This window comes from Patiriisocius sp. 208BN25-11 (genome assembly GCF_058147145.1).
This window is the reverse complement of the sequence record NZ_JBYVJY010000002.1, coordinates 1-24119: the sequence shown is the minus strand read 5'-3', so window position 1 is coordinate 24119 and position 24119 is coordinate 1. Positions and strand designations below refer to the sequence as shown.

The 24119-nt window shown below is 35.8% G+C and carries 18 protein-coding genes; 12 read left to right on the top strand and 6 right to left on the bottom strand.

The features are described 5' to 3' along the window. Positions 1-98: 98 nt before the first annotated feature. Positions 99-1298: an alanine dehydrogenase gene (locus ACY2RS_RS02920; RefSeq protein ID WP_490097113.1), complete on the top strand. Its 1200-nt coding sequence runs from the start codon at positions 99-101 to the stop codon at positions 1296-1298. On the opposite strand, the gene ACY2RS_RS02915 is transcribed toward ACY2RS_RS02920, so the two are convergent. Further along, the gene (locus ACY2RS_RS02915; RefSeq protein WP_490097112.1) at positions 1287-2453 is read right to left on the bottom strand and encodes a cysteine desulfurase family protein; all 1167 of its coding nucleotides are present in this window, start codon (positions 2451-2453) and stop codon (positions 1287-1289) included. The genes ACY2RS_RS02920 and ACY2RS_RS02915 overlap by 12 nt on opposite strands. Before the next feature lie 126 nt (positions 2454-2579). Between ACY2RS_RS02915 and ACY2RS_RS02910 the strand changes: the two genes are divergently transcribed. Beyond that, entirely contained in the window at positions 2580-3461 is an 882-nt protein-coding gene (locus ACY2RS_RS02910; RefSeq protein ID WP_490097111.1) for a hypothetical protein, read from the top strand. Positions 3462-3463: 2 nt separating this feature from the next. Here the strand turns inward: ACY2RS_RS02910 and ACY2RS_RS02905 are convergent, their stop codons facing one another. Continuing rightward, a complete protein-coding gene (locus ACY2RS_RS02905) occupies positions 3464-4009 on the bottom strand; it encodes a DUF8465 domain-containing protein (RefSeq protein WP_490097110.1) in 546 nt (181 codons plus the stop codon). A gap of 171 nt (positions 4010-4180) precedes the next feature. Between ACY2RS_RS02905 and ACY2RS_RS02900 the strand changes: the two genes are divergently transcribed. From ACY2RS_RS02900 to ACY2RS_RS02890, 3 genes are read left to right on the top strand one after another with little or no spacing between them, the layout of a single operon-like run. Continuing rightward, on the top strand, positions 4181-6181 hold the full coding sequence (locus tag ACY2RS_RS02900) for a DUF8693 domain-containing protein (RefSeq protein WP_490097109.1): 2001 nt from the start codon (positions 4181-4183) through the stop codon (positions 6179-6181). A 21-nt stretch (positions 6182-6202) separates the two neighbouring features. Then, positions 6203-6484 (top strand): DUF2752 domain-containing protein, encoded by a 282-nt coding sequence (locus ACY2RS_RS02895; RefSeq protein WP_490097108.1) that lies wholly within the window; start codon positions 6203-6205, stop codon positions 6482-6484. Between the two features lie 50 nt (positions 6485-6534). Then, entirely contained in the window at positions 6535-6858 is a 324-nt protein-coding gene (locus ACY2RS_RS02890) for a CCC motif membrane protein (protein ID WP_490097107.1), read from the top strand. A 72-nt stretch (positions 6859-6930) separates the two neighbouring features. Here ACY2RS_RS02890 and rocD read toward each other — a convergent pair whose 3' ends face one another. Further along, positions 6931-8211 (bottom strand): ornithine--oxo-acid transaminase, encoded by a 1281-nt coding sequence (rocD, locus tag ACY2RS_RS02885; RefSeq protein ID WP_490097106.1) that lies wholly within the window; start codon positions 8209-8211, stop codon positions 6931-6933. A 186-nt stretch (positions 8212-8397) separates the two neighbouring features. Here rocD and rlmD point away from each other — a divergent pair, with 186 nt between their 5' ends. From rlmD to ACY2RS_RS02870, 3 genes are read left to right on the top strand one after another with little or no spacing between them, the layout of a single operon-like run. Continuing rightward, on the top strand, positions 8398-9813 hold the full coding sequence (rlmD, locus tag ACY2RS_RS02880; RefSeq protein ID WP_490097105.1) for a 23S rRNA (uracil(1939)-C(5))-methyltransferase RlmD: 1416 nt from the start codon (positions 8398-8400) through the stop codon (positions 9811-9813). Then, complete coding sequence (locus ACY2RS_RS02875; RefSeq protein ID WP_490097104.1) at positions 9800-10333, top strand: DUF6452 family protein; 534 nt, start codon at positions 9800-9802, stop codon at positions 10331-10333. Before rlmD ends, ACY2RS_RS02875 begins: the two co-directional genes overlap by 14 nt. Beyond that, positions 10299-11003: a DUF6048 family protein gene (locus ACY2RS_RS02870; protein ID WP_490097103.1), complete on the top strand. Its 705-nt coding sequence runs from the start codon at positions 10299-10301 to the stop codon at positions 11001-11003. The genes ACY2RS_RS02875 and ACY2RS_RS02870 overlap by 35 nt, the downstream gene beginning before the upstream one ends. On the opposite strand, the gene ACY2RS_RS02865 is transcribed toward ACY2RS_RS02870, so the two are convergent. Next, positions 11004-12161 carry a THUMP domain-containing class I SAM-dependent RNA methyltransferase gene (locus ACY2RS_RS02865; RefSeq protein WP_490097102.1) on the bottom strand — a complete coding sequence of 386 codons (1158 nt, stop codon included), beginning with the start codon at positions 12159-12161 and terminating at the stop codon, positions 11004-11006. A gap of 57 nt (positions 12162-12218) precedes the next feature. On the opposite strand from ACY2RS_RS02865, the gene ACY2RS_RS02860 reads away from it, so the two are divergent. Together ACY2RS_RS02860 and ACY2RS_RS02855 are read left to right on the top strand one after the other, a co-directional pair. Beyond that, positions 12219-12956, top strand: coding sequence for a class I SAM-dependent methyltransferase (locus ACY2RS_RS02860; RefSeq protein ID WP_490097101.1), 738 nt, complete (start codon positions 12219-12221; stop codon positions 12954-12956). Continuing rightward, entirely contained in the window at positions 12953-13621 is a 669-nt protein-coding gene (locus tag ACY2RS_RS02855) for a ZIP family metal transporter (protein WP_490097100.1), read from the top strand. The genes ACY2RS_RS02860 and ACY2RS_RS02855 overlap by 4 nt, the downstream gene beginning before the upstream one ends. Here the strand turns inward: ACY2RS_RS02855 and trhA are convergent. Both trhA and ACY2RS_RS02845 read right to left on the bottom strand, forming a co-directional pair. Further along, positions 13614-14240 (bottom strand): PAQR family membrane homeostasis protein TrhA, encoded by a 627-nt coding sequence (gene trhA, locus ACY2RS_RS02850; RefSeq protein WP_490097099.1) that lies wholly within the window; start codon positions 14238-14240, stop codon positions 13614-13616. The two genes, ACY2RS_RS02855 and trhA, sit on opposite strands and share 8 nt — an antisense overlap. 87 nt (positions 14241-14327) lie before the next feature. After that, on the bottom strand, positions 14328-19004 hold the full coding sequence (locus ACY2RS_RS02845) for a T9SS type A sorting domain-containing protein (RefSeq protein ID WP_490097098.1): 4677 nt from the start codon (positions 19002-19004) through the stop codon (positions 14328-14330). Between the two features lie 264 nt (positions 19005-19268). Here ACY2RS_RS02845 and ACY2RS_RS02840 point away from each other — a divergent pair, with 264 nt between their 5' ends. Both ACY2RS_RS02840 and ACY2RS_RS02835 read left to right on the top strand, forming a co-directional pair. Beyond that, the gene (locus ACY2RS_RS02840; RefSeq protein ID WP_490097097.1) at positions 19269-22586 is read left to right on the top strand and encodes a VCBS repeat-containing protein; all 3318 of its coding nucleotides are present in this window, start codon (positions 19269-19271) and stop codon (positions 22584-22586) included. A gap of 109 nt (positions 22587-22695) precedes the next feature. Beyond that, positions 22696-23682 (top strand): hypothetical protein, encoded by a 987-nt coding sequence (locus tag ACY2RS_RS02835; RefSeq protein ID WP_490097096.1) that lies wholly within the window; start codon positions 22696-22698, stop codon positions 23680-23682. Positions 23683-24119 lie beyond the last annotated feature (437 nt).

The window sequence follows — 24119 nt, the reverse complement described above, 5'->3', positions numbered from 1 at the left end:
TATAACTGGGGAGTTATTTTCATAAAGAATGAAAAGGTGATTTGCTTTTTTTATGTTTTAAAAAATAAAACGTACATTGGTACTAATAACACAATACCATGTCAAAACCAACCTCCCCTTTTACAAAAGCACAATTACTTCCGCAGGAAGAAATGCTGGAAATTGCCAAACAAAAAGGTGAATTATACATAGGCTTACCCAAAGAAACCTACTTTCAAGAAAAGCGTATATGTCTTACGCCTGACGCCGTTGCTGCAGTGGTGGCAAATGGACATCGTGTATTGGTAGAAGAACATGCAGGCCTAGAAGCTGGTTTTAAAGACAAAGCCTACAGTGAAGCGGGTGCAACTATTACAAAAGACACTAAAAAAGTATTTGGCTGCCCTATTATCTTAAAAGTAGAACCGCCCACGCTAGAAGAAATTAAAATGATCAACCCAAAAACGGTGATTATTTCTGCATTACAACTAAAAACAAGACAAAAAAGTTATTTTGAGGCCCTTGCAAAAAAGAAAATTACAGCCCTAGCGTTTGAGTTTATCAAAGATGAAGACCACTCCTACCCTGCCGTAAAAGCATTAAGTGAAATTGCCGGAACTGCATCAGTACTTATTGCTTCAGAACTCATGGTAAATGCAAAAAAAGGGAAAGGTTTACTCTTCGGAAATATTAGTGGTGTACCACCTGTAGAGGTTGTAGTTATTGGTGCTGGTACAGTAGGACAATTTGCAATTCGATCTGCCATAGGATTGGGAGCTAATGTTAAAGTATTTGATAGTTCTATAACACGTTTACGTAAATTACAGTCTAATTTAGGGTGTACTTTGTATACCTCTACGATACAGCCCAAAAACTTAATGAAATCTTTACGTCGCTGTGATGTTGCAATTGGTGCTGTTAGAGGTAATAATAGATCACCAGTTATTGTCACAGAAGCCATGGTAGAGAATATGAAAGAAGGTGCCGTCATTATTGACGTGAGTGTAGATATGGGAGGTTGTTTTGAAACCACTGAAATGACCACACATGACAATCCAACCTATACAAAACATGGTGTTATACATTACGGAGTCCCTAACATTCCTGCAAGATACCCAAGAACGGCATCCATTTCTATTAGTAATATTTTTACTCCTTACCTACTCCAAATTGCAGAATCTGGTGGGCTTGAACAAGCCATTCGGTTTGATGCTGGATTAAAAAACGGATTGTATTTCTATAGAGGGATTTTAACAAGTAAACAAGTAAGTGATTGGTTTGATATGCCACATAGTGACTTAAACCTACTAATGTTTTAGTACATTTTCTTCTAAAACAAAGGTTTTAAGTGTTTCCACGACATAATCTATTTCTTCTTTGGTATTAAAACTAGAAAAAGAAAAACGAATAGAAGGTTTCGCCATATCTTCGTCTGTTAAGATTTCAGCTAAAACGTGAGACCCTTTAGTAGAGCCACTCTGACAAGCACTTCCCTTAGAACAAGCAATTCCTTTTAAATCTAGCTGAAACAATAACATCATTCCCTTTTCTGCAGATACAGGAAGACAAACATTTAACAAAGTATAAGTGCTCTTTTCATTAGTACCACAAGAACCATTAAAATGGATGCCTGGTATTTCTACTTGTAATTTTTCTTTGAAGTAATCTTTTAGACTTGTTATGTATGCTTTCTCTTCAGTTAAATTTTTATAAGAAATTTTTAAAGCCTCTACCATACCCACAATAGCATACACGGCCTCTGTGCCGGCACGCATGCCACGTTCTTGTTCCCCTCCATGAATCATAGGCTTTAAACCAGAATTCTTTCTAATAAAAGCAAATCCAGCTCCTTTTGGTCCGTGAAATTTATGTGCAGCAACAGCGGCAAAATCTACCGAAATATCTTGTAAATCCACATTAAAATGACCTACAGATTGCACCATATCACTATGAAACAAAGCATTGTGTTCTTTACATAAAAGCGCTGTGCGTTTGATATCAAGTATATTACCTATCTCATTATTAACATGCATTAAGCTCACTAGTGTTTTATGAGAAGTGTCCTTTAACAGCATTTCTAATTGCTCATAATTGATATGACCATTAGCATCCAACTCGACAAAAGAAACAGTTATATTATGAGATATTCGTAATTGTTCTATGGCATACAAGACAGCATGATGTTCAATTTTACTAGAGATAATCCTAGTAACACCCAAATCTTTTACACTGCTATGCAACACCAAATTATCGGCTTCGGTACCTCCAGAAGTGAATATAATTTCTGATGCGCTTACATTTAATATTGTTGCTACTTCTTTTCTCGCAGTTTCAATTAAAGACTTTGAGGATCTTCCGTAGGTATGCGTAGATGAAGGGTTTCCATACTCTGTCTCTAATACATGTTTCATAACATCAATCACTTCAGAGCGAAGTTGTGTCGTTGCTGCACTATCAAAATATACTTTTTTCAATGAGGAAATATTATATGGATTATGTGTACTATTATTACAAAAATACAGATAAATTTTTCATCATTCATACCAGCATCCTAAAGAAATGCGTTACTTTGTAGTGAACTAAAATTTCAGAAGTAATCTATGAAAAAGAGCATCCTTTTATTTTTCATTGCCTTATCGATAGTAAGTTGCAATGATGGTGACATTATTGTAACAAATTTCGATTTTGAAGATGCACAGCTCATGCAATGTGGTGACTTAGGGAATCAAGTTTTTTTTAAAATTAATCCAAACATAAATGAGAGTATTTCGCTAGTACTTTCAAGTAATGAAGAATTATTCTTTACAACTGGAACACAAACGTTCACACTAAACAATTCAGGGACAACCGTAAATTATCGAAGTTTTGATGATACCGTAACTGAAGATTACTTTTGTAACCCTATTCCTCCCACGACACCACTTACTACTATAGAGTACCTAGGAACCTCTGGTACTGCAAGACTTATCTCAGTAACGACATTAGATGATAATGATGGTGTTGATTTTGTAGATTCTGAAATTTTAACGGAAGAGGGATTTGGAGATTTTGATCAAGATCTAATTCCAAATTTTTATGATTTTGATGATGATGGCGACAATGTACCCACTGCTGTCGAAATTGGTGATGACCCAGAAAACCCTCGTGATTTTGATGGTGATGGGATGTTTGATTATTTAGATATAGATGATGACGATGATGGCGTATTGACCATCAACGAAGACATCAATCAAAATTTAAATCCTGCTGATGATATTAGTGAGGCTGGTGCTATGCCAAATTATCTTGACGCCTCAAAAACTGATGCCGTTATTGTACAAGAATTTAGACCACACACCTTCACAAGAATGAGTGATGGGACTATTGTTATAGATAATCTCGTTTTAATTAATGACCAAGAAGAAATAGTAATTGAGGCATTTAACTTTGGGACCATAAATAGTGTAAGAAACGAAACAATTACAGAAACACCCGATTTTTAAACCTATAGTTTACTCTGATGGATGTAAACTTCTGTAGCCCCACGACCATATTTTTGAAAATTTGCATCTTCAAAACTAACCGCTTCATATTTGTTGAACAAATATTCTAATTCTTGACGAAGGACACCCGCTCCAATTCCATGTATAAAAACAACGCGTTGGATCTTTTTGCTTATGGCAAATTGCAATTGTCTTTTTGCTGTATCTAATTGAATTTCTAACATTTCATAATTTGACAGCCCCCTTTGGTTTTTCACCAATTGATGTATATGCAAATCAACCTCCATTGTTGGCTGTACACGCTCTTTAGGCTTTTTGCGTATAGTGTTCTTTTTTGGTTTTGTTGTTTTTTCTTTAAGTATTTCTGAAATATTAGTGACCGAAAAAGCACTCGCTGCAATAGGGTTTTGTAACAATACAAGTTCATCTTTTTCAAAAGAAATTTCGAAGCCATCCAGCGTTTCAATGGAGACTTTAGTACCATCAATTTTTAAAATAATTCCTTCTAAATTGTCGTCAATAACCATGACTTTGTCCCCTATTTTCATACAAATTTTTGATTGAAAAGTAAATTATAGCTGCAAATATCAGTATTACAAGTGTGTAATTCATCGAAAATAAGCGGAAATACAACTTTCTTTTCTAAATATTTCCTAATTTTAACGCGTAACAGAAATATTTGAATTCCCAAGTCCGAATATTTCATCAAACCAAGTAATATGAAAAACCTACTACTTACTGCAACCATATGTGTTGCATCTGCTACTGCAGCATTAGCACAACTATATGTTGCCCCCAATGTAGCTACATCTACTGACACCTACATATACGCAAGTGATGTCCAGTTGTATGTTGAAGATTACATTTCACTAAAACCAAATACAAATGATGCTACCACAGAGGCTAGTATTTACCTAAGAAATCAAGCACAGCTCATTCAGGGAGGAAGTGACAATCAAAACAGAGGTGCTGGAAGTATTTCTGTATACCAAGATAGTAATTCTGATGCTTACGATTATAACCTCTGGTCATCTCCTGTAAGCAAAGGAGTTTCTGGTGGTCTTACTACTGCTGGTAACAGAAATTACGGTTTAATAAACTTTCATGAGCCAACTGGTCTTACTGAATCTGCGCCAGCTTCTATAACTGGTAACGCAAATGGTGTTTCAAGTCCATTACAGATATCACATAGATGGTTGTATAGATGGATTAATGGCAGCCAGACCTTTGAGCCAATGTACGGAAGTGTAATCGTTCCGGCGGGAAAAGGATTTATTATGAAAGGAACTGATGTTACAGCAGCGGGAGTTCCAGAAACTCAAAATCAAAATTATGATTTTAGAGGAAGACCAAATAGTGGTGATATCACCTTAAATATTCCTGCATCAGTTGTTGAATCGCCTGGAGTATTCTCAGGAGGTAATATGCTTGTCGGAAATCCTTATCCTTCTGCGCTAGATCTTAACGTATTCTTCTATGATGCTGCAAACAATGCAAATGATGGATCTGGAAATAAATTCTCGATGATTCAATTCTATGATGAAGATAGAACTATAAACTCACATTTATACATAGATAATAAAGCTGGTTTCGGAACATGGACACCAGGTCCATACCAACCAGATCCGACATCTGGTGCATACAACCCTGGAAACTATGTAGTACCTCAATTTCAAAATTTTAATAGTTCTGGAGATCCAATAAGTAACGTTGACCCTGATGACACAGATGGAGACACTTCCAACTTATCTCATTACGGACCTATCGTAGATAGAAGAATGGCTCCAATAGGACAAGGTTTCTTTATTCAATCAATTAATACTACATCTGCTACCACAATACAATTTAATAATTCACAAAGACGATTTGTAAAAGAAGGTGAATATTCATCAGTCGCTGGTGGATCTGAATTTAGAGATTTAGAAAGTAATGGAGTTTTAACCTCAGGATTAGGACAGAATGAAATAGACCCAATCGACCCTCAAGATTTCTTTTATTCACCACAGATTAGAATTAATACGTACTTAGGCGATTCTCACATGCGCCAGACTCTATTGATTCTTAATGACGATAGTTCTGATAATTTTGATCTTGGTTGGGATGCAGTTAGCCCAATGGATGCTACTTCTGAAATGTATTTCCCTATACAAGTGGATGCATGGGATAAATTCAATCCTTTCCCATTTGTTATTAATGCAGTTCCTTTTGAAGATGAATTCAAGAAGATTCCTTTTACTTTAGAAATAGAAGAAAAAATGAATGTTGTTATCACTGGTATCGAAGAAATAGATCTACCAGTAGACCAAGTGTATGTCTTTGATTCTTTAGAAAACACATACAGTAGTATTGTTTCTGGTGAAAGCGCATCATTTGTCCTAGATGAAGGTAAATATGATGATAGATTCTTTATCGTTTTTAGAGATGAAACAACTGTACATGCAAATGCTACTAGAGAGGCTACAATAGAAGCATCAGAACTAGTAACAATGTTCCAGAACAACCCATTATCTCAATTAGAAGTAGCAAATCCTGAAGGATATGTTATCGATAAAGCCACAATATTTGATATGAGAGGAAGAATGGTAATGTACAAAACAAATTTAGGGGATAGCACAAAGCTTACCTTCCCTACTGGAACTTTCAGTGATGGTGTGTATCTTGTTGTATTAACGACCTCTGAAAACTTAAACATTGATTACAAAATAGTAGTTAAAAACTAATACTCATAAGTAGTATAAGGTATGGAAGATTTCATGTTACCCTGCCTTAATAAAAAATTATTCGGTTTAGAATGTTTTGGCTGTGGCTTTCAAAGAGCCACAGCCTTATTTTTTAGGGGTGAGTTTGTTGCAGCCTTTAAAATGTACCCAGCTGTGTATACCCTACTCTTATTAGGGTTTTTTATTGTCCTCTCTATGTTTTTCAAAATAAAACATGCGCACAAAATTAAGATTGGTTTAGGAATTCTCAGCGGCGTCATTATCATAGTTAGTTATTTTTATAAAATGAGTTTCCTATTTTAAAAATTCAATATTTTCAACTACATTTAAAAATAATAACCAACAAGAAAAATATGGAACAACAAACACTACCCAATTCGCAAGCCGTACTCATTTTAGGGATATTATCAATACCTTTATGTTGCTGTTACGGTGTTGTTGGACTTGCTTTAGGAATTATAGCCTTAGTCTTAGCAAAAAAAGCAACCGCTTTACACAACGAAAATCCAGAATTGTATAAAGGAATTAAAAATGTAAGCACTGGAAAAGTACTTGCATATATTGGTATTACACTGGGTGCGCTCTATATCATACTAAACGTAGTTTTAATTGCAATGTATGGATTAGATGGTCTTCAAGAAATGCAAAGAGAAATGATGGAACAATACGGAGCGTAACGTTCATTATATTCCAAACAAAAAGAGCGACTTAGTGATACGTCGCTCTTTTTAATTTGTATACATTTCAATTTATATCTCAAACTCTTTTAATGTTGAAATTATAATTGAAATACAATCGCGTAATTGCGCTTCATTCATTACTAACGGAGGTGCAAAACGTATAATATTTCCGTGGGTAGGCTTTGCCAACAATCCATTATCACGTAGTTTCATACAGATATTCCATGCAGTATCACTTTCTTCATCATCATTAATAACAATGGCATTTAAAAGGCCTCTACCTCTTACTAACTTACAAATAGCACTTGTTTCTATGTATTTATTAAGTTCTGCTCTAAATATGTTTCCGAGCTTAAAAGCATTGTCTGCTAATGACTCATCTGTCACAACCTCCAATGCAGCCATTGCTACAGCTGCAGCAATTGGATTCCCACCAAAAGTAGACCCGTGAGATCCAGGAGTAATCACTTTCATAATAGAATCGTTTGCCAAAACAGCAGATACAGGATACGCTCCACCACTCATTGCTTTACCCAAAATTAAAATATCTGGTTTTACATCTGGAGTGCCGCTACAGTCTTTTTGCTCACAAGAACAATTTCCACAAGTAGCTAGTAAACGTCCAGTTCTTGCGATACCTGTCTGTACTTCATCTGCAATAAAAAGAACATTGTGCTCCTCGCAAAGTGCTTTCGCATCTCTTAAGTAATTTTCACTTGGCACATAAACTCCTGCTTCACCTTGTATAGGTTCTACCATAAAACCAGCGATATTTTTACTAGATTCAAGTGCTTCTTTCAAAGCATTCAGGTTGTCGTATTCAACTTTAATAAATCCGTTTGTGTACGGACCAAAATTAGCTCTAGCTACAGGATCATTAGAAAAAGAAATGATAGTAGTAGTTCTTCCATGGAAATTATTATTACAAACAATAATCTCTGCTTTATTTTCATCAATTCCTTTTACTTCATAAGCCCAACGACGACATAGCTTTAAAGCCGTTTCCACAGCTTCGGCTCCTGTGTTCATTGGTAACATTTTATCGAAATTGAAATATTCAGAAGCAAATTGCTCGTACTTTCCTAGCATGTCATTATAAAATGCTCTAGAAGTCAGCGTCAACGTTTCTGCTTGCTTTGTCATTGCACCCACAATTTTAGGATGACAGTGACCTTGATTTACAGCACTATATGCTGATAGGAAGTCATAATACTTTTTTCCCTCTACGTCCCAAACATAGACTCCTTCTCCTCTATTTAAGACTACGGGTAATGGGTGATAATTGTGAGCTCCATACTTGTTCTCCACATCAATCGCTTGCTGCGATAAAGTTTTTTCTGCTATAGACATAACATTTAAAATTTAAAAAATTAATATATGAAATTCCTACTATACCTTTATTTTTTCGAGATCCCGAAGACTCGGGAGAAAATTCAGCGGAGGAGAGAAATCATCCCGTTGTAAAATTACTAATATATTATATTATTTTAAAGTGCATCAACAATATTAATAGTGCATTTATAGTATTTTTACAGCATGGCAAGAAAACAATCCAGAAACAGAATACAATTAGAGCATTTAGAGGTCATTGATGCAGGCGCAAAAGGTAAAGCAGTTGCAAAAGCTCCAGATGGCCGTGTCGTTTTTATCAATAATGCTGTTCCTGGTGATATTGTTACGGTACAAACAACCAAAAAAAGAAAAGCATATTTCGAAGGTACAGCTATTGAAGTCCACAAAGAATCAGACAAAAGAGTCGCTCCTGTTTGCGAACATTTTGGTACTTGTGGGGGTTGCAAATGGCAGCACATGGGCTACGAGCACCAATTATTCTACAAACAAAAAGAAGTAGATAATAATTTAAGACGTCTTGGGAAGATAGAATTACCTGACATAACCCCAATTCTTGGTTCAAAAGAGCAGTATTTCTACAGAAACAAAATGGAATTCTCCTTTAGCGACAGTAAGTGGTTAACCTTAGACCAAATAAAGAGTGATGCTATTATTGAGAATAAAAATGCTTTAGGCTTTCATATTCCAGGTATGTGGGACAAAATACTGGATTTAAATAAATGTCATTTACAACGAGATCCAAGTAATGCCATTCGTGATTTTATAAAGCACACTGCGGAAATATTAGAGATCCCATTTTTTAACACTAGAAATCAAACTGGAATTTTAAGAACACTTATGTTGAGAACTTCTAGTAATGGAGAACTCATGGTGCTAGTACAGTTTTTTGCTGAAAACAAAGAAAAGAGAGAACAGCTTTTAGATGCGGTATTCGCAGAATTTCCAGAGATTACTTCTTTACAATATGTAATTAATGGAAAAGGAAATGACACCATATACGATCAAGAGGTAATTTGTTATAAAGGGCGCGACCATATTTTTGAAGAAATGGAAGGCTTAAAATTCAAGATAAATGCCAAATCATTTTACCAAACCAATAGTCATCAAGCCTATGAGTTATATAAGATAACAAGAGACTTTGCTGGATTAACGGGTAATGAGCTTGTATTTGATTTATACACTGGAACTGGAACTATTGCACAATTTGTGGCTAGTAAAGCAAAGAAAGTGATTGGAGTTGAAGCTGTTCCAGATGCAATAGCTGCTGCAAAAGAAAATGCAGAACGAAATGGAATTACAAATTGTGAATTCTATGTAGGTGATATGAAACAAGTATTTAACCAAGATTTTATCAACCAGCATGGCATAGCAGATGTAGTAATAACAGATCCACCAAGAGACGGTATGCACAAAGATGTTGTAGCACAACTAATCTCTTTACATGCAAAAAAAATAGTATACGTAAGTTGCAACAGCGCAACACAAGCAAGAGATTTAGCGTTACTAGATGAGCACTATAAAGTAACAAAAGTGCAGCCTGTAGATATGTTTCCACAAACGCACCACGTAGAAAACGTTGTCTTACTTGAAAAAAAATAACTCAATAGCGCTGTATAATATTTCAGAAATGACACAAAAAATACTACTCATACTTATTATTGCCTTCTGCATTGCAGGTTGTACACGAGACGATATTTGTCCAGAAGATACAGAAACAACACCTCAGTTGATTATTAAGTTTATGGATATCAGCAATCCAACACAAGTAAAAGCTGTTACAAATTTAAGGATAACCCTTCCAAATGCTGAACAAACAGAAGTGTTAGCCTCTAGAACCGACACATTATATCGTATCCCACTAAATCCAACCGCAACCAGTGCTTCTTATAATTTCACAAAAGAGTTTGACAGTGCTACTCCAAATACAGATGCAGTAACGATAAGCTACCAAAGAGGTGAAGATGTCTATATTAACAGAGCCTGTGCATTTAGAACAACATTTACAGATGTAAACCTGAGTGTACAGCCAGAAGGAAGTGCAAATTGGATGCTAAGTACAACTATTAACAACGCAACAGTAGAAAATGAAGACGTTACGCATATTACTATTTTTCATTAGTACACTTGGTGCTGCGCATTTTGCTTCTGGACAAGGTGAGACAGAGAAACTACAGGATACCACTGCGGTTAAGACCAAATACGGACTTAGACTTGGTCTAGACATAGCAAAACCTTTGCGCTCTTTATTGGAAGAAGGCTATACTGGATTTGAAGTGCTAGCCGATTTTAGAATTCAAGAACGTTACTACCTCGCTGCAGAATTTGGAAATGAAACAAAAGACTATTTTGAGTCAAATTTAAATGCCAGTACCAGTGGTAGTTATTTTAAAATAGGAGCAAATTATAATGCCTACGAAAACTGGTTAGGGATGACAAATGAAATTTTTGCGGGACTTCGGTATGGATTTTCTAATTTTAGTCAAGAATTACTAGCCTACAGCATCTATACTACAGATCAAAGCTTCCCTCCCACTATTGTAGTCGATCCCCAAGAATTCTCTGGTCTTACAGCGCATTGGGCAGAGCTAGTTGTGGGATTTAAAACCGAAATATTAACCAATGTATTCCTTTCAGTAAATTTACAACTCAAACGAAAACTTGCAGAAGACACACCAGAAAACTTCGATAATCTATACATCCCTGGCTTTAATAGAACCTACGATTTTAGTGAATGGGGTGTTGGATATGGTTATACCATAAGTTATTTGTTACCACTTTTTAAAAACTAATTATTGTTTTTTAGCCTTTTTACTCCCAGCATACATTTCATATTGCACCAATCTACTTTCTAATTTTCCGTTAAAAAGTTTGATCTTTTTTGAAGGTCTTAAGCCAACAAACTTAAGGGCTTCAAGGTTTGAGGTAATCATCCATGCCTGGGTGTCTGGGTAGTTTCTTTTTAGGGTGTTACCAATATTTCCGTAAAAATGTTCTACATCACGAATAGAGATTCGCTCATCGTAGGGCGGATTAAAAACAAGAAACAATTGTCTGTCTCTTCCTTTTTCTGTTTCAAAGAAATCTGCATGTTCTACGGTAATAAATTCTGAAAGATTAGCTGACATAATATTCTCCTTGGCCTTTTTAAGCGTTACAATATCATTATCGTAGCCAATAATTTTAAAATGGAACTCTTTAATCTTTTTTAGCGCAGCATTTTCTATGAGTTCGTACAAATCCACATCAAAATCTGGCCATGTTTCGAAACCAAATTCTTCTTTATTTAGGTTTGCAGGTATGTTACAGGCAATCATTGCGGCTTCAGTTAATAAAGTACCGCCCCCGCACATAGGATCAATGAAGTCGCATTGTCCCGTCCAGCCCGTCTTTAATATCATTCCAGCGGCTAATACTTCGTTAATAGGTGCTAATGTATTTGCCACTTTATAGCCACGTTTGTGTAAAGATTGTCCGGAGCTATCCAGAGAAACCGTACAAATATTTCTATCGATATGGATATTAATACGAAGTGTTGGATGATCTAGATCCACGTTAGGGCGCTCACCTTCCATATCTCTAAAACGATCTACAATAGCATCTTTTGTTTTTAATGCGATGTATTGAGAATGGGTAAAGTATTTTGAAAATACAGTAGCATCTACCGCAAGAGTCCCATTGGCATCCATATATTGTTGCCAGTTAATGTTATATATCTTTTGATACAGATCATCTTCCTTAAAGACATTAAAGGCAGTAATAGGCTTTAAAATTTTAATGGCGGTTCTACAGCACAAATTTGCCTTGTACATAAAACCGGTATCGCCTTCAAAAGAAACATTACGCACTCCTATTTCGATATTTGAAGCACCAAGCTGTCTAAGTTCTTGTGCTAACAGCTCTTCAAGACCATAAAGTGTCTTGGCCACCATTTTGAAATTTTTTGCCATGTTTTTTTATTCGTTCTCCTGCAAAAATACAGTATTTTAGCGCTGTAAAATCATACAATGCAAAAAGAAGATACAACTTGGTATGCCTCATGGTTTAATAGTCCTTATTATCATGTGCTCTATAAGGACAGAGATGATACAGAAGCAGCCAATTTTATGCGTAGGCTCACCTTACATTTAAACCTATCAAGTGATGCTAAAATACTAGACCTTGCCTGTGGTAAAGGACGACACTCTAGATATTTAGCAACCTTAGGCTATGATATTACTGGAGTAGATTTATCTGTGGAGAGCATTAAATTTGCTCAAAAACATACCAAAGAGAACCTCACTTTTGCAGTGCATGATATGTGTCTTCCCTATAAAGAAAATACTTTTGATGCTGTTTTTAATCTTTTTACAAGTTTTGGATACTTTGAAAAAGAAGAAGATAACTTAAGAACTATCAAAGCAATCAAACAAAATTTCACTTCTAATGGACTTGCTGTTATAGATTTTTTAAATGTACACCAGGTAGTGTCAAATCTAGTGGATAATGAAACTAAAGTAGTAGAGGGTATTACATTTCATATTAGCAGACAATTAGAAAACGGGGTTATTTATAAAAATATTTCTTTTAGCGACAAGAATGAATCATATTCCTATACAGAAAAAGTAAAAGCCTTGACCCTAGAAGATTTTAAATTTTATTTTGAGCGTGCAGGATTACAATTAAAGGAAACATTTGGAGATTATCATCTTACCCCATTCAATGCAAATGATTCTGAACGATTAATTCTTATTTTTGGCTTATGATATACCAAGCTTTATTTTTCGCTGTATTTGTAGGCTATGGAGTTGCTTTAGTGCTTAAAAATAAAAAAGCACAGTATTTGTCTTTACCCTTAGCATTTAGTGGTGCTTTTTTATTGGCTGTAACGCTATTTGAATTATTACCAGAAGTATATCAATCTTCTAACAAGTATACAGGGCCTTTTATCATGCTAGGAATTTTACTTCAAATATGTTTGGAATTTTTAAGTAAAGGTGCAGAACACGGGCATGTTCACATACATGCAAATAAACAAGTATTTCCGTGGCTTCTCTTTATTAGTTTATCCATTCATGCGTTGTTTGAAGGAGTTCCAGTAGCAGGGCATTCTAGTATGTTTGTTGGAGTTTTGGTTCATAAAATCCCGATAGCAATGATACTTTCTTTCTTTTTTATAAAGGCGAAATATCCAGGTACTACGATTCTTTCATTTCTACTACTATTTGCAAGTATGACTCCTTTGGGAAGTTGGTTGTCATCTAATATTCCCGAAGTAATGGCTTACAAAGAACAACTGAATGCTGTATCGATTGGTATTTTTCTTCATGTATCTACTACTATTTTATTTGAAAGCAGTAAAGACCACAAATTTAATCTTACCAAATTAAGTACTATTATCGTAGCAATTGTAATAGCCTATTTTATATAAGTGCCAAGTAGATGCATAAAAAATGGCAAATACTTCCTGCAAGTACAAACAGGTGCCAAATTACATGGTTGTACTTCAGTTTATCCCAAACATAAAAAATAATCCCACCTGTATAGGCAGCTCCTCCTGCAATTAATAGGTTTATTGAAGCAGTAGATACTACTTCTTTTAATGCTGTAAAGTCTAGCACAATCAACCAGCCCATAATAACATACAGCAGCAAAGAGATTACTTCAAACTTACCAGTAAAAAAAACTTTTAAAACCGTACCTATAGCAGCAATAACCCACACAATAGAGAATAATAAAACGCCCTTACTATTGGAAAGAAATATGAGCGTTACTGGTGAATAGGTACCAGCTATTAATATATAAATACTAATATGATCTAATTTTCTATAGCGTATTTTTTTATTTATCGTAGTTACATAATGGTACTTTGAAGAAATAAAGTATAGCATACATAGAGAAATACCATATACAACTACAGAAAACAAATGTATTGGCCTTTGATATTCTGGAACAAAAATAAGAAGTAAAAGTGCTATAACCGAAAGTATAAAACCAATGGCATGGGTACTGTAATTATAGAATTCTTCTTTTGGAGTTTGTCCTCTCATTAGTAATTGCTAGATAAAAATACAAAGGTATGCATAAAAAAAGAGCACCCGTATGGGTGCTCTTTATATCTATAGATATTAAAGAAATTATTCTTTAATTAATCTATTTGTAATTGAACCACGATCTGTAGTTGTTGTTACTAAATAAACTGCACTATCAAGAGTTTCAACATTAATTGTTGCAACGTTTTGAGCGTTTACAGTTTGAGATAAAACAACTCTACCTCTAATGTCTGTAATTTCGATTAATGAAATTGGAGCATTAGGAGAAGCAATATTTACAATATCGCTAGATGGGTTAGGATACATAGCAACAGTTGCTAAAGCATTATCTACTGTGCTTAATGATTCATCCTCGAATACAATTGTAAAACGTCCTGGGTAGTTACCCTTAACGCTTTCAAAAGTATACGATCCTGCTGTTAAATCTGTAATGGTGTTTAATTCATTATCGATTAAGAAAACAGTTGCGGTTTCCATAGAAGCACCATCACGATCTGTCATACTAATAGTATACGAAGTGCTCTCATCTACTAATGAAGAGAATCCAGTTGTAACAGTAGCATCACTTGTGAAAGCTTCTCTACCTTGGATAGTATATCCATTATCTGAACCTTCCATTTGAGTGTACAGAGATACAATAGTACCTAATCTCTGACTATCAAAAGCTCCATCATAACCAGCAGTTGCTTGATCTGTAAATACTACAGCCATGTTACTAGCTAGACCGTATTGGTCACTAGTTACATTTAACCATAAACGGTCCGAAACAATTGGGTTTCTTAAATCATCATTATTACCTGTAACACGCATGCCGTTAGTAAATACTACAGCAGCAGCCGAAGTTGCTTTGATCCCAAATCCTTGTCCAGAAGCCATAAAGCCTCCAGGTGCAGTACCTCCAGTTGATGCAGCTACACCAGCTCCTAAGTTTCTCACAGAAATATCTTCCATGTTAAAGTTTGCTGAGTTAGCTCCAGGGAATGTAGGACTAGGTGTAGTATTATGCTCCCAGAAATACAATTCATCAATAGTAGCAGCATTAGCAGTCATAAATGCATCCGAATCTATAGCACTAGCATATGGATTAGACATCATGTTTGGACTATCATTCTTGTCTGTACCAAAAACAGTTGGGTATGCATACGTACCACTATTTAATGTACCGTTGTTGAATACTAAATCGAAAGAACCAGCATCGTTGATATCAGCACCAGGCCAATATGCGTATCCTTCAGCAGGATTAAGCGTCCCTGTGTGATTAGACCAGTCATTATTGTCAGAATCTACAAAATTTGTAGCATCACTTAAAGCTGGATCAATAAACATATCAAAAGCATTGGTGTCGTGTGCTAACATTCTAAATCCTGCAAATTCTCCACGATCTGCAGTAGACATTGGGCTACCCAATAACATAAATTGACGAGCACCTATCGTTGGTGTTGTAACATTTACGTTTATAGTACCTCCATTAGCAGTAACTGCTGCTGCATCAGTCTGTACAACACTACCTGTGTGTGCTACATTTAATGTACCATTAACATTAATATCATTCACTACGTTCATATAAGTTGAAGCGTCAACAGTTACAGTTACACCAAAGTCTATTACCAAACTACAAGCATCAATACTACCGTCTGTAGCAGTATCATATCCACCATCGATAATTGCAGTGTCAATGGCTGTAGGAGGTGTGTCAGTTACACCAGCTACTTGCCATTCTGTTCCTGTCCAAGTTTTAACAGCACCTGGACAATCTGGAGAGAATGCACAAATGTTAAAGTCACCAAGGTTTGCAGCATTAAATGCCCAAACACGTAAGTAATACGTATCACCAGGAACTAGAGAACCATCTGTTACAACAATAGAAGAGAAAGTACCATTTGCACCATCATCGTTACATTGTACTTCAGTTAGAGTACCTAATAATGGATTAAAGCTATATAAAGACATTCCTGTGTCAAATGGAGATCCACTAGCACCTACAGAAATATCAGCAAAGATATTACCGTTTGCTGGTGCGGTAAATTGATACCATACATCTGGGCCATCAAAACTAGCACATGAAGGTGCTGGAGTTTCAGGAGATTCTGTTCCCGCGATTAATGTACCACCTGTATTTGAACAAGAAGTACCAACTGTTAAAGCTTCTGCATTTGCAAAATCATCATTTGATGGTGGTAAAACAAAATCAAAATCAAATGAAGTGTAGTCAGACGTTACAGGTCCTGCACAATTACTTGCGACATACACCGTATAAGAGTTTCCTTCAACAAAGGCACCTGTAACAGCTAATGCCTCAGATACTGCACCTAAAGTAGTAGTACTACCAACTATGGCACCAGCATCACCTTGAGCAACACCTACATCTTGTATTTCATAGGTATATGTAGTAGCAGATGCAACATCATCCCAATCTAAATCAACTTGTCCAGTTTGTAAGTTTGAAGCAGCACCATTTGCAGGAGCGTTACACGCTAATGGATCAACAAAAGTTAATTCCCACTCAAACGTAGCAGAAGACCATCTATCATCCCACTCAATAAAATATTCTGTTCCACCTAAAACAGGAAGATCTGTGATCAAAGAAGAGAAGTTTGTTCCACTAATATCATCATTAAATCCTTCTTGCACTAAAGCAGCACAAGTACCAGAGTGAACCGTAAGTCTTGTATCTGGATTTGTTGGATCATCATCAGATGTTATAGTTATAGTACCATCTGCAGGTGGTGTATAAGAATACCAAATTGCGTCGGTAGCACCAGTAGCACCAGAGTTTGTAGCAGAACCATTACCGTCACCTACAGTACTTGTGGTGATACCAGGACCAGCAAGAACGATTGCTACATCACAGTTATCACCTGGTTGTGGTGGCGTGAATGTAAAATCTATCGAAGTATATGGTGAATCATCTGCTGCACAATTTGTTCTTACATAAACAGTATAGTCATTACCGTCAACAAAAGCTCCAGCTACTGCTAGGGCTTCAGATACAGCAACATTCGTAGAAGCTACAATTGCACCAGCATCACCTTGCGCAACACCAACATCTTGTATTTCATAATCGTAAGAAACAGCTCCTGCTACATCATTCCAACCTAAATCAACAACACCAGTTTGGAAATTAGATGCTGTTAATCCCGTAGGAGCTAAACATGCATCTGTACACGCATTAATTTCAATTAAATCAATAGCTAAATCCCCAACGAAATTAGTGTTTCCAGTATGAGAAAATTCTAAGAATACAGTTTGTCCATTATAAGCAGACAAATCTACTCCTACTTGTATAAACGCATCACCTTGAGCTCCTTGTAGTGCACCATCCCATGTAAATTCGTTTGTAAATGGTCCAGCAGCACTAGTACCAACACCGACGGTGAAGTTTCCAATACCAGCACCAAATGCATGCATGAAGAAAGATAATTCTACAGGGTCACCAACAGTAAGGAAGGTTAAATCTATTGCAGGAGAAACAGCAGATGCTGTTGGGATTGTTAAAGGTTGTGATGCTTCATAGAACATAAATGCTGAACCACTAGCAGGTCCACCTGTAGGTCCTGCGGCTCCTGAAGGAGTTGTAGCTCCAAAAAGCCATGTTCCATTTCCTGCATTAAAATCTCCAGTCCATGACCCCTGTGCATCCAATTCGTCAGAATATACAACAACTGATGGGTCACCAGAAGTACAAGTAACACCAGCTGGTGGTGTTGGAGGCCCTTTTACTGTAAATGTGTAAACTGTTGCTAAACAAGCATCGTTTGCTCCACCAGCATTTACTGGTACAACAGCCCATCCGTATTCAGCTTCTAAATCTAAACCTGTAATATTTACAGGAGGTGCGGCAACATTACCAATATTATTTAAAGTACCAGCGGCATCATTAGCAGCTGTTAAATAAAAGTCGTAAGAAGTAGCTGGTTCTCCAGTAGCAGCAGGAGTCCAACTAAACGTAGCTCCAGTACTAACATCTACAGCACCAGAAGCAGGAACAGGATCTGTAACACAATCTGGAACTTGAGTAAAGTTAAAATCGAATGTTGTTGTTGCACTTGGATTAGGCACCAAAGGATTACCACATTGTGTAAACACCAATAGTTGGTAGTCATTTCCAGCAACTAAAGGAGTTAATGAAATAGAAGTAGTAGTTACATTAATGGTTGTACCTGTAGCGGCACCACCAGCTGTAACATCAATTAATTCATACTCATAGTTATCTGCAGTTGGTGCATTTCCATCTGTAAAAGTTACCGTAGCGTCTGTAGGAGAATCTACAGTAAACGCAAAATCAGAAGGCGCAATACATGATGGCGGAGGTGTAAATGTTAATGTCCATTCAAATGGAGCTGTAGACCATCTATCATCCCACTCAATAAAATATTCAGTTCCACCTACAACTGGAAGGTCTGTAATTAATGATGAAAAGTTAGTTCCTGAGATATCATCATTGAAACCTTCTTGAACTAAAGCAGCACAAGTACCAGAATGCACAGTTAATCTTGTATCTGGGCTTGTAGGATCATCATCTGATGAAAGAGTAATGGTACCATCTCCTGCAGGAGTGTAGGAATACCAAATAGCATTTGTTGCTCCTGTTGCACCAGAATTAGTTGCTGAGCCTGCGGTATTGGTAATTTGGGCACCAGTAATGGTTCCAGGAGTTACTATAACTGCACTAGCACAATCATCCCCCCCATTTTGCGCAAAACCTTGCCACGAAAACAGTGCAAGACAAGCAATCATTAAAAAATTTGTAATTTTTTTCATAATAAAGTTGAAATATTAATAAGTTATTGTGAGTTAAAATGCCTAAAACTCGTTCTTTGGAGCTTCCAATTAGGACATTAATAAAAAGCAATATAATAAAATCAAACGCTCATTTTTTTTTTTTTATAATTATTCGTTTAAAATCATATTTTAAAGTTTAAAAACACAAATCATCGACAAATTGAATGCTTAAAATACTCTACAACAATCGTTTCGATATTTCAAAAATTATTACCATATTTAAACCAAAATTTTAGTACTAAGATGAAACTACAAAACATACTAAACTCAATTTTAATTCTTACATTTTTGTTTGCATGTAACGACACCAAAAAAGAAACAAAGCAAGAAAAACAATCCACTAAAATTTCCGAAGAAAAGAAAACCCCAGTTTTTTCACTTGTAGCGAACCAAGAATCTGGAATCAATTTTATAAACTACAACAAAGAAAATAACGAGTATAATTATTATGCTTACGAATACTTTTATAATGGAGGCGGTGTAGCCACAGCAGATTTTAATAACGACGGCTTGTTAGATATTGTGTTCACTGCCAATATGGCTCCCAATAAATTATACATTAATAAAGGTAATCTTACCTTTGAAGATGTAACGCAAACAGCAGGTATCAACTCTAATACGCAAGATTGGTGCACGGGTGTAACCGTGGTAGACATTAACAATGACGGATATCAAGATATATTTATTTCAAGATCAGGTTGGTTTGAAAACGACCAAGAAGAAAAGTTAAGCAACTTATTATTTGTAAACAATAAAGACCTCACATTTACTGAAAAAAGTGCCGAATATGGCTTTACAGATTTGTCTAGATCTAACCAAGCATGCTTTTTTGATGTAGACAATGACGGGGATTTGGATATGTACCTTATTAATAACCCAAAAGAACACACCAAAACAAGAGAATACAAAGATGGAAGCATTCGACTTGTTGATGTTGGGAGCACCTACCAAGACAGTGATAAATTATATCTTAATACCAATGGAAAATTTAAAGATATCACCAAAAAAGCTGGGCTCGTAAATGCAGATTACGGACTAGGAATTGTTGCCGCAGATCTCAATAACGATGGCTATCAAGACCTTTATATTGCTAACGACTACTCCAAACCAGATGCTGTGCTCATCAACAACAAAAAAGGTGGGTTTAATAATACAACAAATTCTTCGCTTAAGCATATGTCAAAATTCTCTATGGGAGTAGATATTGCAGACATTAACAACGATGGTTTGTTGGATATTTTTAATTCTGAAATGTTAGGGCAAGACAACTATTCCAAAAAGGTAAATATGGCCTCTATGAATCCAAAACTTTATTGGGGATTTGTAAACTCTGGATACCACTACCAAGATATGCATAATAGCTTGCAGATAAATAATGGTAACAACACCTATAGTGAAATAGCTTGGATGGCAAACGTAGCTGAAACAGACTGGTCTTGGTGTCCGCTTATTGCTGATTTTGATAACGATGGACATAAAGACATATTTGTAACTAATGGTATCAAGCGAGAAGTCTTTAACAAAGATTTTATGAATAAACAAGGCAAAGGATTAACAGATAATCCAAAATTATTTGAGAGCACCATCAGTTTTCTTCCTGCCCAAAAAGCGTATAATGCCATGTTTAAAAACAATGGTGATTTAACCTTCACAGATAGCGCTATGGATTGGGGTTTAAAAACACAAGCCTTTAACTCCAACGGAGCTGCTTATGCAGATTTCGACAATGATGGAGACCTTGATCTTGTTGTAAATAATATAGAAGAACCAGCTGCACTTTATAGAAATAATAGTGAAAAAACAACCAACGCAATTACACTTACCTTGACCAAAAATGGTAAAATACCATATGGAGCAAAAGCAAGCCTTTTAAAAGACAACAAAGTAAATGTATCTCAAATAACAAACACAAGAGGATTTCAGTCGGTGTCAGACCATAGAATCCATTTTGGTCTTGATACTGCTACCAAAGCAGACTCCATAATGATTACGTGGCCCAATAACAAAAAAAGTATGCATCTAGGTCTTGCTGCAAATACAAACCATACGATCAACTACGAAGACGCAACCTTTATAGACTATTCAAAAAAACAGAGTACTCCCCTATTTAAAGATGTGAGTCCTAGTTTCAAAAACATAGCAAAGCATCAAGAAAAAGAATTTGATGATTATAAAATTGAAATTTTACTACCCCAAAAACAATCCCAAGAAGGTCCTTTTGTAGCGGTTGCCGATGTTAATGGTGATGGTCTAGACGATTTCTTTCAAGGAAACGGTGCTGGTTATGCTGGTACCTTATACTTACAAACAAAAAATGGAAGTTTTACAAAGGGAAATCAAACAGCATTTATAGCAGACAAAGCTTCGGAAGACCTAGGCGTTGTCTTTTTTGATTATGATGCTGATGGAGATCAAGATCTATATGTGGTAAGTGGAAGCAATGAGCATAGTTTAGACGCTCCACAAATGCAAGACAGACTCTATGAAAATGATGGGTCAGGAAATTTCAGTAAAACAAAAAATCGCATTCCAAACGATAAAGCCAGTGGTTCTTGTGTAATAGCAAATGATATCGATAATGATGGTGATTTAGATCTCTTTGTTGGTGGTTATCAAACGCCACAAGAATATCCTAAAGCAGGAAAAAGCCTTTTGTTAATTAATAATAACGGTGTTTTTACTAACGAAATAGCAACCCTAGCTCCAGATTTAGAATACATAGGTATGGTAAAAGATGCCGCCATAGAAGACATTAATAATGATGGCAAAAAGGATCTAATAGTAGTAGGCCATTGGATGCCAGTTTCCATTTTTGAAACAGATGGAACCACTTATAAAAACACAACAAACAGCTATGGTATAAGTGATAAAAAAGGATGGTGGAATAGCATCGAAGTAGTAGACCTTGATAACAATGGCAGCAAAGATTTAATCGTTGGAAACCTTGGATTAAATTCAAAACATAAAGCTAATTTAGGGCAACCCTTTAAAATTTTAGCAAAAGATTTCGACAACAATGGAACGAACGATATTGCATTAGGATATTACAATAATAATAACTTGTATCCAGTGCGCGGTTTACAATGTTCTGCAGAGCAAAATCCAGATCTAAAACAAAGCATTCACTCCTACTCAGAATTTGCAAATCTAACCTTCAATGAAGTGTATAGTAAATACGATTTATCGGATGCGATTTCTCTTGAAGCAACGTATTTCCAATCGGCCATTTTTTATAATAACAAGACATCCTTTACAATAAAAGCACTACCTAACGAAAATCAGGTAGCTCCCACCAATAGTAGCATTACGATAGTAATGAACGGTGAAAACAAAATCATTACGGTAGGAAATTTATACCCAGTAGAGGTAGAAACAGGTCGCTATGACGCGCATACAGGCACCGTTTTAACAACAGCTGAAAATAAAATTTCAGCAACAACAAATACGGGATTATTTAACGATAAAGATGCTAGAGATGTACAACTCATTACTATAAAAGGTAGAAAGCATCTCATGGTAGCAAACAATCGAGCACAAATTTCATTTTTTGAGATACTATAAAGTTTTTGTGTCTTTGTTTTTCTTTAAACATTGATTTATAAAAGAAAAGAATGTATCTATTGCCTTAATTTTTAATTATTTTTGTAATCTAACTAAAAATTAAATGATTATGAAATTAAAAGCAATGTTACTAGGCGCATCGCTATTTGTAGCTTTAGGATGTAGCACAGATAGCGATTCAATTCAAGAAAATGAATACATTCCAGAAATTACAGATCTTGTAAACTTGGTAGCCGATACTCAGTATGACAATTCTCCCATAGGTAAATATACAGGTGTTTTTGGGCATTATCTCAATGCAGATCTTCATGGAAAAATATACATTAACGCAGGGCTTGATACAAGATACTCTGCTCTTATTCAGCTTGTAAATGGTCAAGAATTGAAATTTAAAGGCCAGAAAATAAAAAACTCAAAGCACACTGTCATTTTTACAGGAAAATCTGGAAGTTTTCAAATAAATTTTGCCAATTATTTTACTCCATTAGTCTCCAATGTATACATGAATGGTGAAAATGAAGAGGCCTATATTTCCCTAGTTAAAAGTCAAAATGGAGCAAATGCATTTGTTCGTTTAGGTACCTATGTAGATTCAACAGACCCTGCATTTTTTGGTAACTGGGATTTAATAGGAGATCCACTAACAACACAAGGTTCTCCCTTTTCATCAACATTGCCTGGGGTTCCATTTCCTGTTAGTGGTAACGCTGTCACTCAAGAAATTAACACATTGGTACTAAGCCATACAGGAGCTACTAGTCAAGTTGTAGTGAATGGCATGGATGATTTCGACCCAAATACTGCTATTGCATGTGCTCCAGTAGGAGTTACTATACCTACTACAGAACCCGTTCTACTTGATATTATTATTACAGCTCCTGTTCCCTTAGGAGATGTAGCAGACGCTATTAGTGCTGGAGGTCAAACATCTATGGTCATTGGTAATGAAGCGAGTTGGAGCTTAAATTATACTACTCAGATTACAAATCCATTAGGCGATGATATTCCCGAATCTTATGTTACAAACGATTGTAATGCAACTACATCTGGAACTTGGTCATGGAATGGAAGATCAGGTACCCTAACAGTACTATAATACAACCATACTATCAAAATATTTGGGATGCATATGCTGTGCATCCCTTTTTTTATGGCAAATAGCCGGGCTATCCGCTATATCTCCCCTTGCCTTTGGCGAAGGAGAGGATGCCGCTGCTATCCCTATTGCGGTTTTGGCAGATTCATACTACTGATCTATAAATCCATTTTACAGTTATTATCTTATAAGATTTTAGAATACGTCATGCATATACCCTTCTACTCCCGAAGTTTCGGGAGTAGAAGACTCTTTTGCTTTACACTTTGATTCTAAAAAATAGGCACTTTAACTAAATGGAGCATGGAAGATAGAATATGGACAAAATAAAACTTATTTTTTTCTCGTGCTCTGAAGCTTCAACGAAGGAGTACACATATAAGGAGGCACTCAAAAAATATTAAAACATCAAAGCGCTAAAATTTGTATTAAAATTA

Bases quoted from the DNA above. Each gene is read 5' to 3' on its own strand.
- trhA (WP_490097099.1), bottom strand. From the start codon at position 14,240: ATGAGAGGACAAACTCCAAAAGAAGAATTCTATAATTACAGTACCCAT.
- ACY2RS_RS02865 (WP_490097102.1), bottom strand. From the start codon at position 12,161: ATGGCAAAAAATTTCAAAATGGTGGCCAAGACACTTTATGGTCTTGAA.
- rlmD (WP_490097105.1), top strand. From the start codon at position 8,398: ATGGCAAGAAAACAATCCAGAAACAGAATACAATTAGAGCATTTAGAG.
- ACY2RS_RS02870 (WP_490097103.1), top strand. From the start codon at position 10,299: ATGAAGACGTTACGCATATTACTATTTTTCATTAGTACACTTGGTGCT.
- ACY2RS_RS02890 (WP_490097107.1), top strand. From the start codon at position 6,535: ATGGAACAACAAACACTACCCAATTCGCAAGCCGTACTCATTTTAGGG.
- ACY2RS_RS02920 (WP_490097113.1), top strand. From the start codon at position 99: ATGTCAAAACCAACCTCCCCTTTTACAAAAGCACAATTACTTCCGCAG.
- ACY2RS_RS02900 (WP_490097109.1), top strand. From the start codon at position 4,181: ATGAAAAACCTACTACTTACTGCAACCATATGTGTTGCATCTGCTACT.
- ACY2RS_RS02845 (WP_490097098.1), bottom strand. From the start codon at position 19,004: ATGAAAAAAATTACAAATTTTTTAATGATTGCTTGTCTTGCACTGTTT.
- ACY2RS_RS02835 (WP_490097096.1), top strand. From the start codon at position 22,696: ATGAAATTAAAAGCAATGTTACTAGGCGCATCGCTATTTGTAGCTTTA.
- ACY2RS_RS02895 (WP_490097108.1), top strand. From the start codon at position 6,203: ATGGAAGATTTCATGTTACCCTGCCTTAATAAAAAATTATTCGGTTTA.
- ACY2RS_RS02860 (WP_490097101.1), top strand. From the start codon at position 12,219: ATGCAAAAAGAAGATACAACTTGGTATGCCTCATGGTTTAATAGTCCT.
- ACY2RS_RS02910 (WP_490097111.1), top strand. From the start codon at position 2,580: ATGAAAAAGAGCATCCTTTTATTTTTCATTGCCTTATCGATAGTAAGT.
- rocD (WP_490097106.1), bottom strand. From the start codon at position 8,211: ATGTCTATAGCAGAAAAAACTTTATCGCAGCAAGCGATTGATGTGGAG.
- ACY2RS_RS02905 (WP_490097110.1), bottom strand. From the start codon at position 4,009: ATGAAAATAGGGGACAAAGTCATGGTTATTGACGACAATTTAGAAGGA.
- ACY2RS_RS02840 (WP_490097097.1), top strand. From the start codon at position 19,269: ATGAAACTACAAAACATACTAAACTCAATTTTAATTCTTACATTTTTG.
- ACY2RS_RS02855 (WP_490097100.1), top strand. From the start codon at position 12,953: ATGATATACCAAGCTTTATTTTTCGCTGTATTTGTAGGCTATGGAGTT.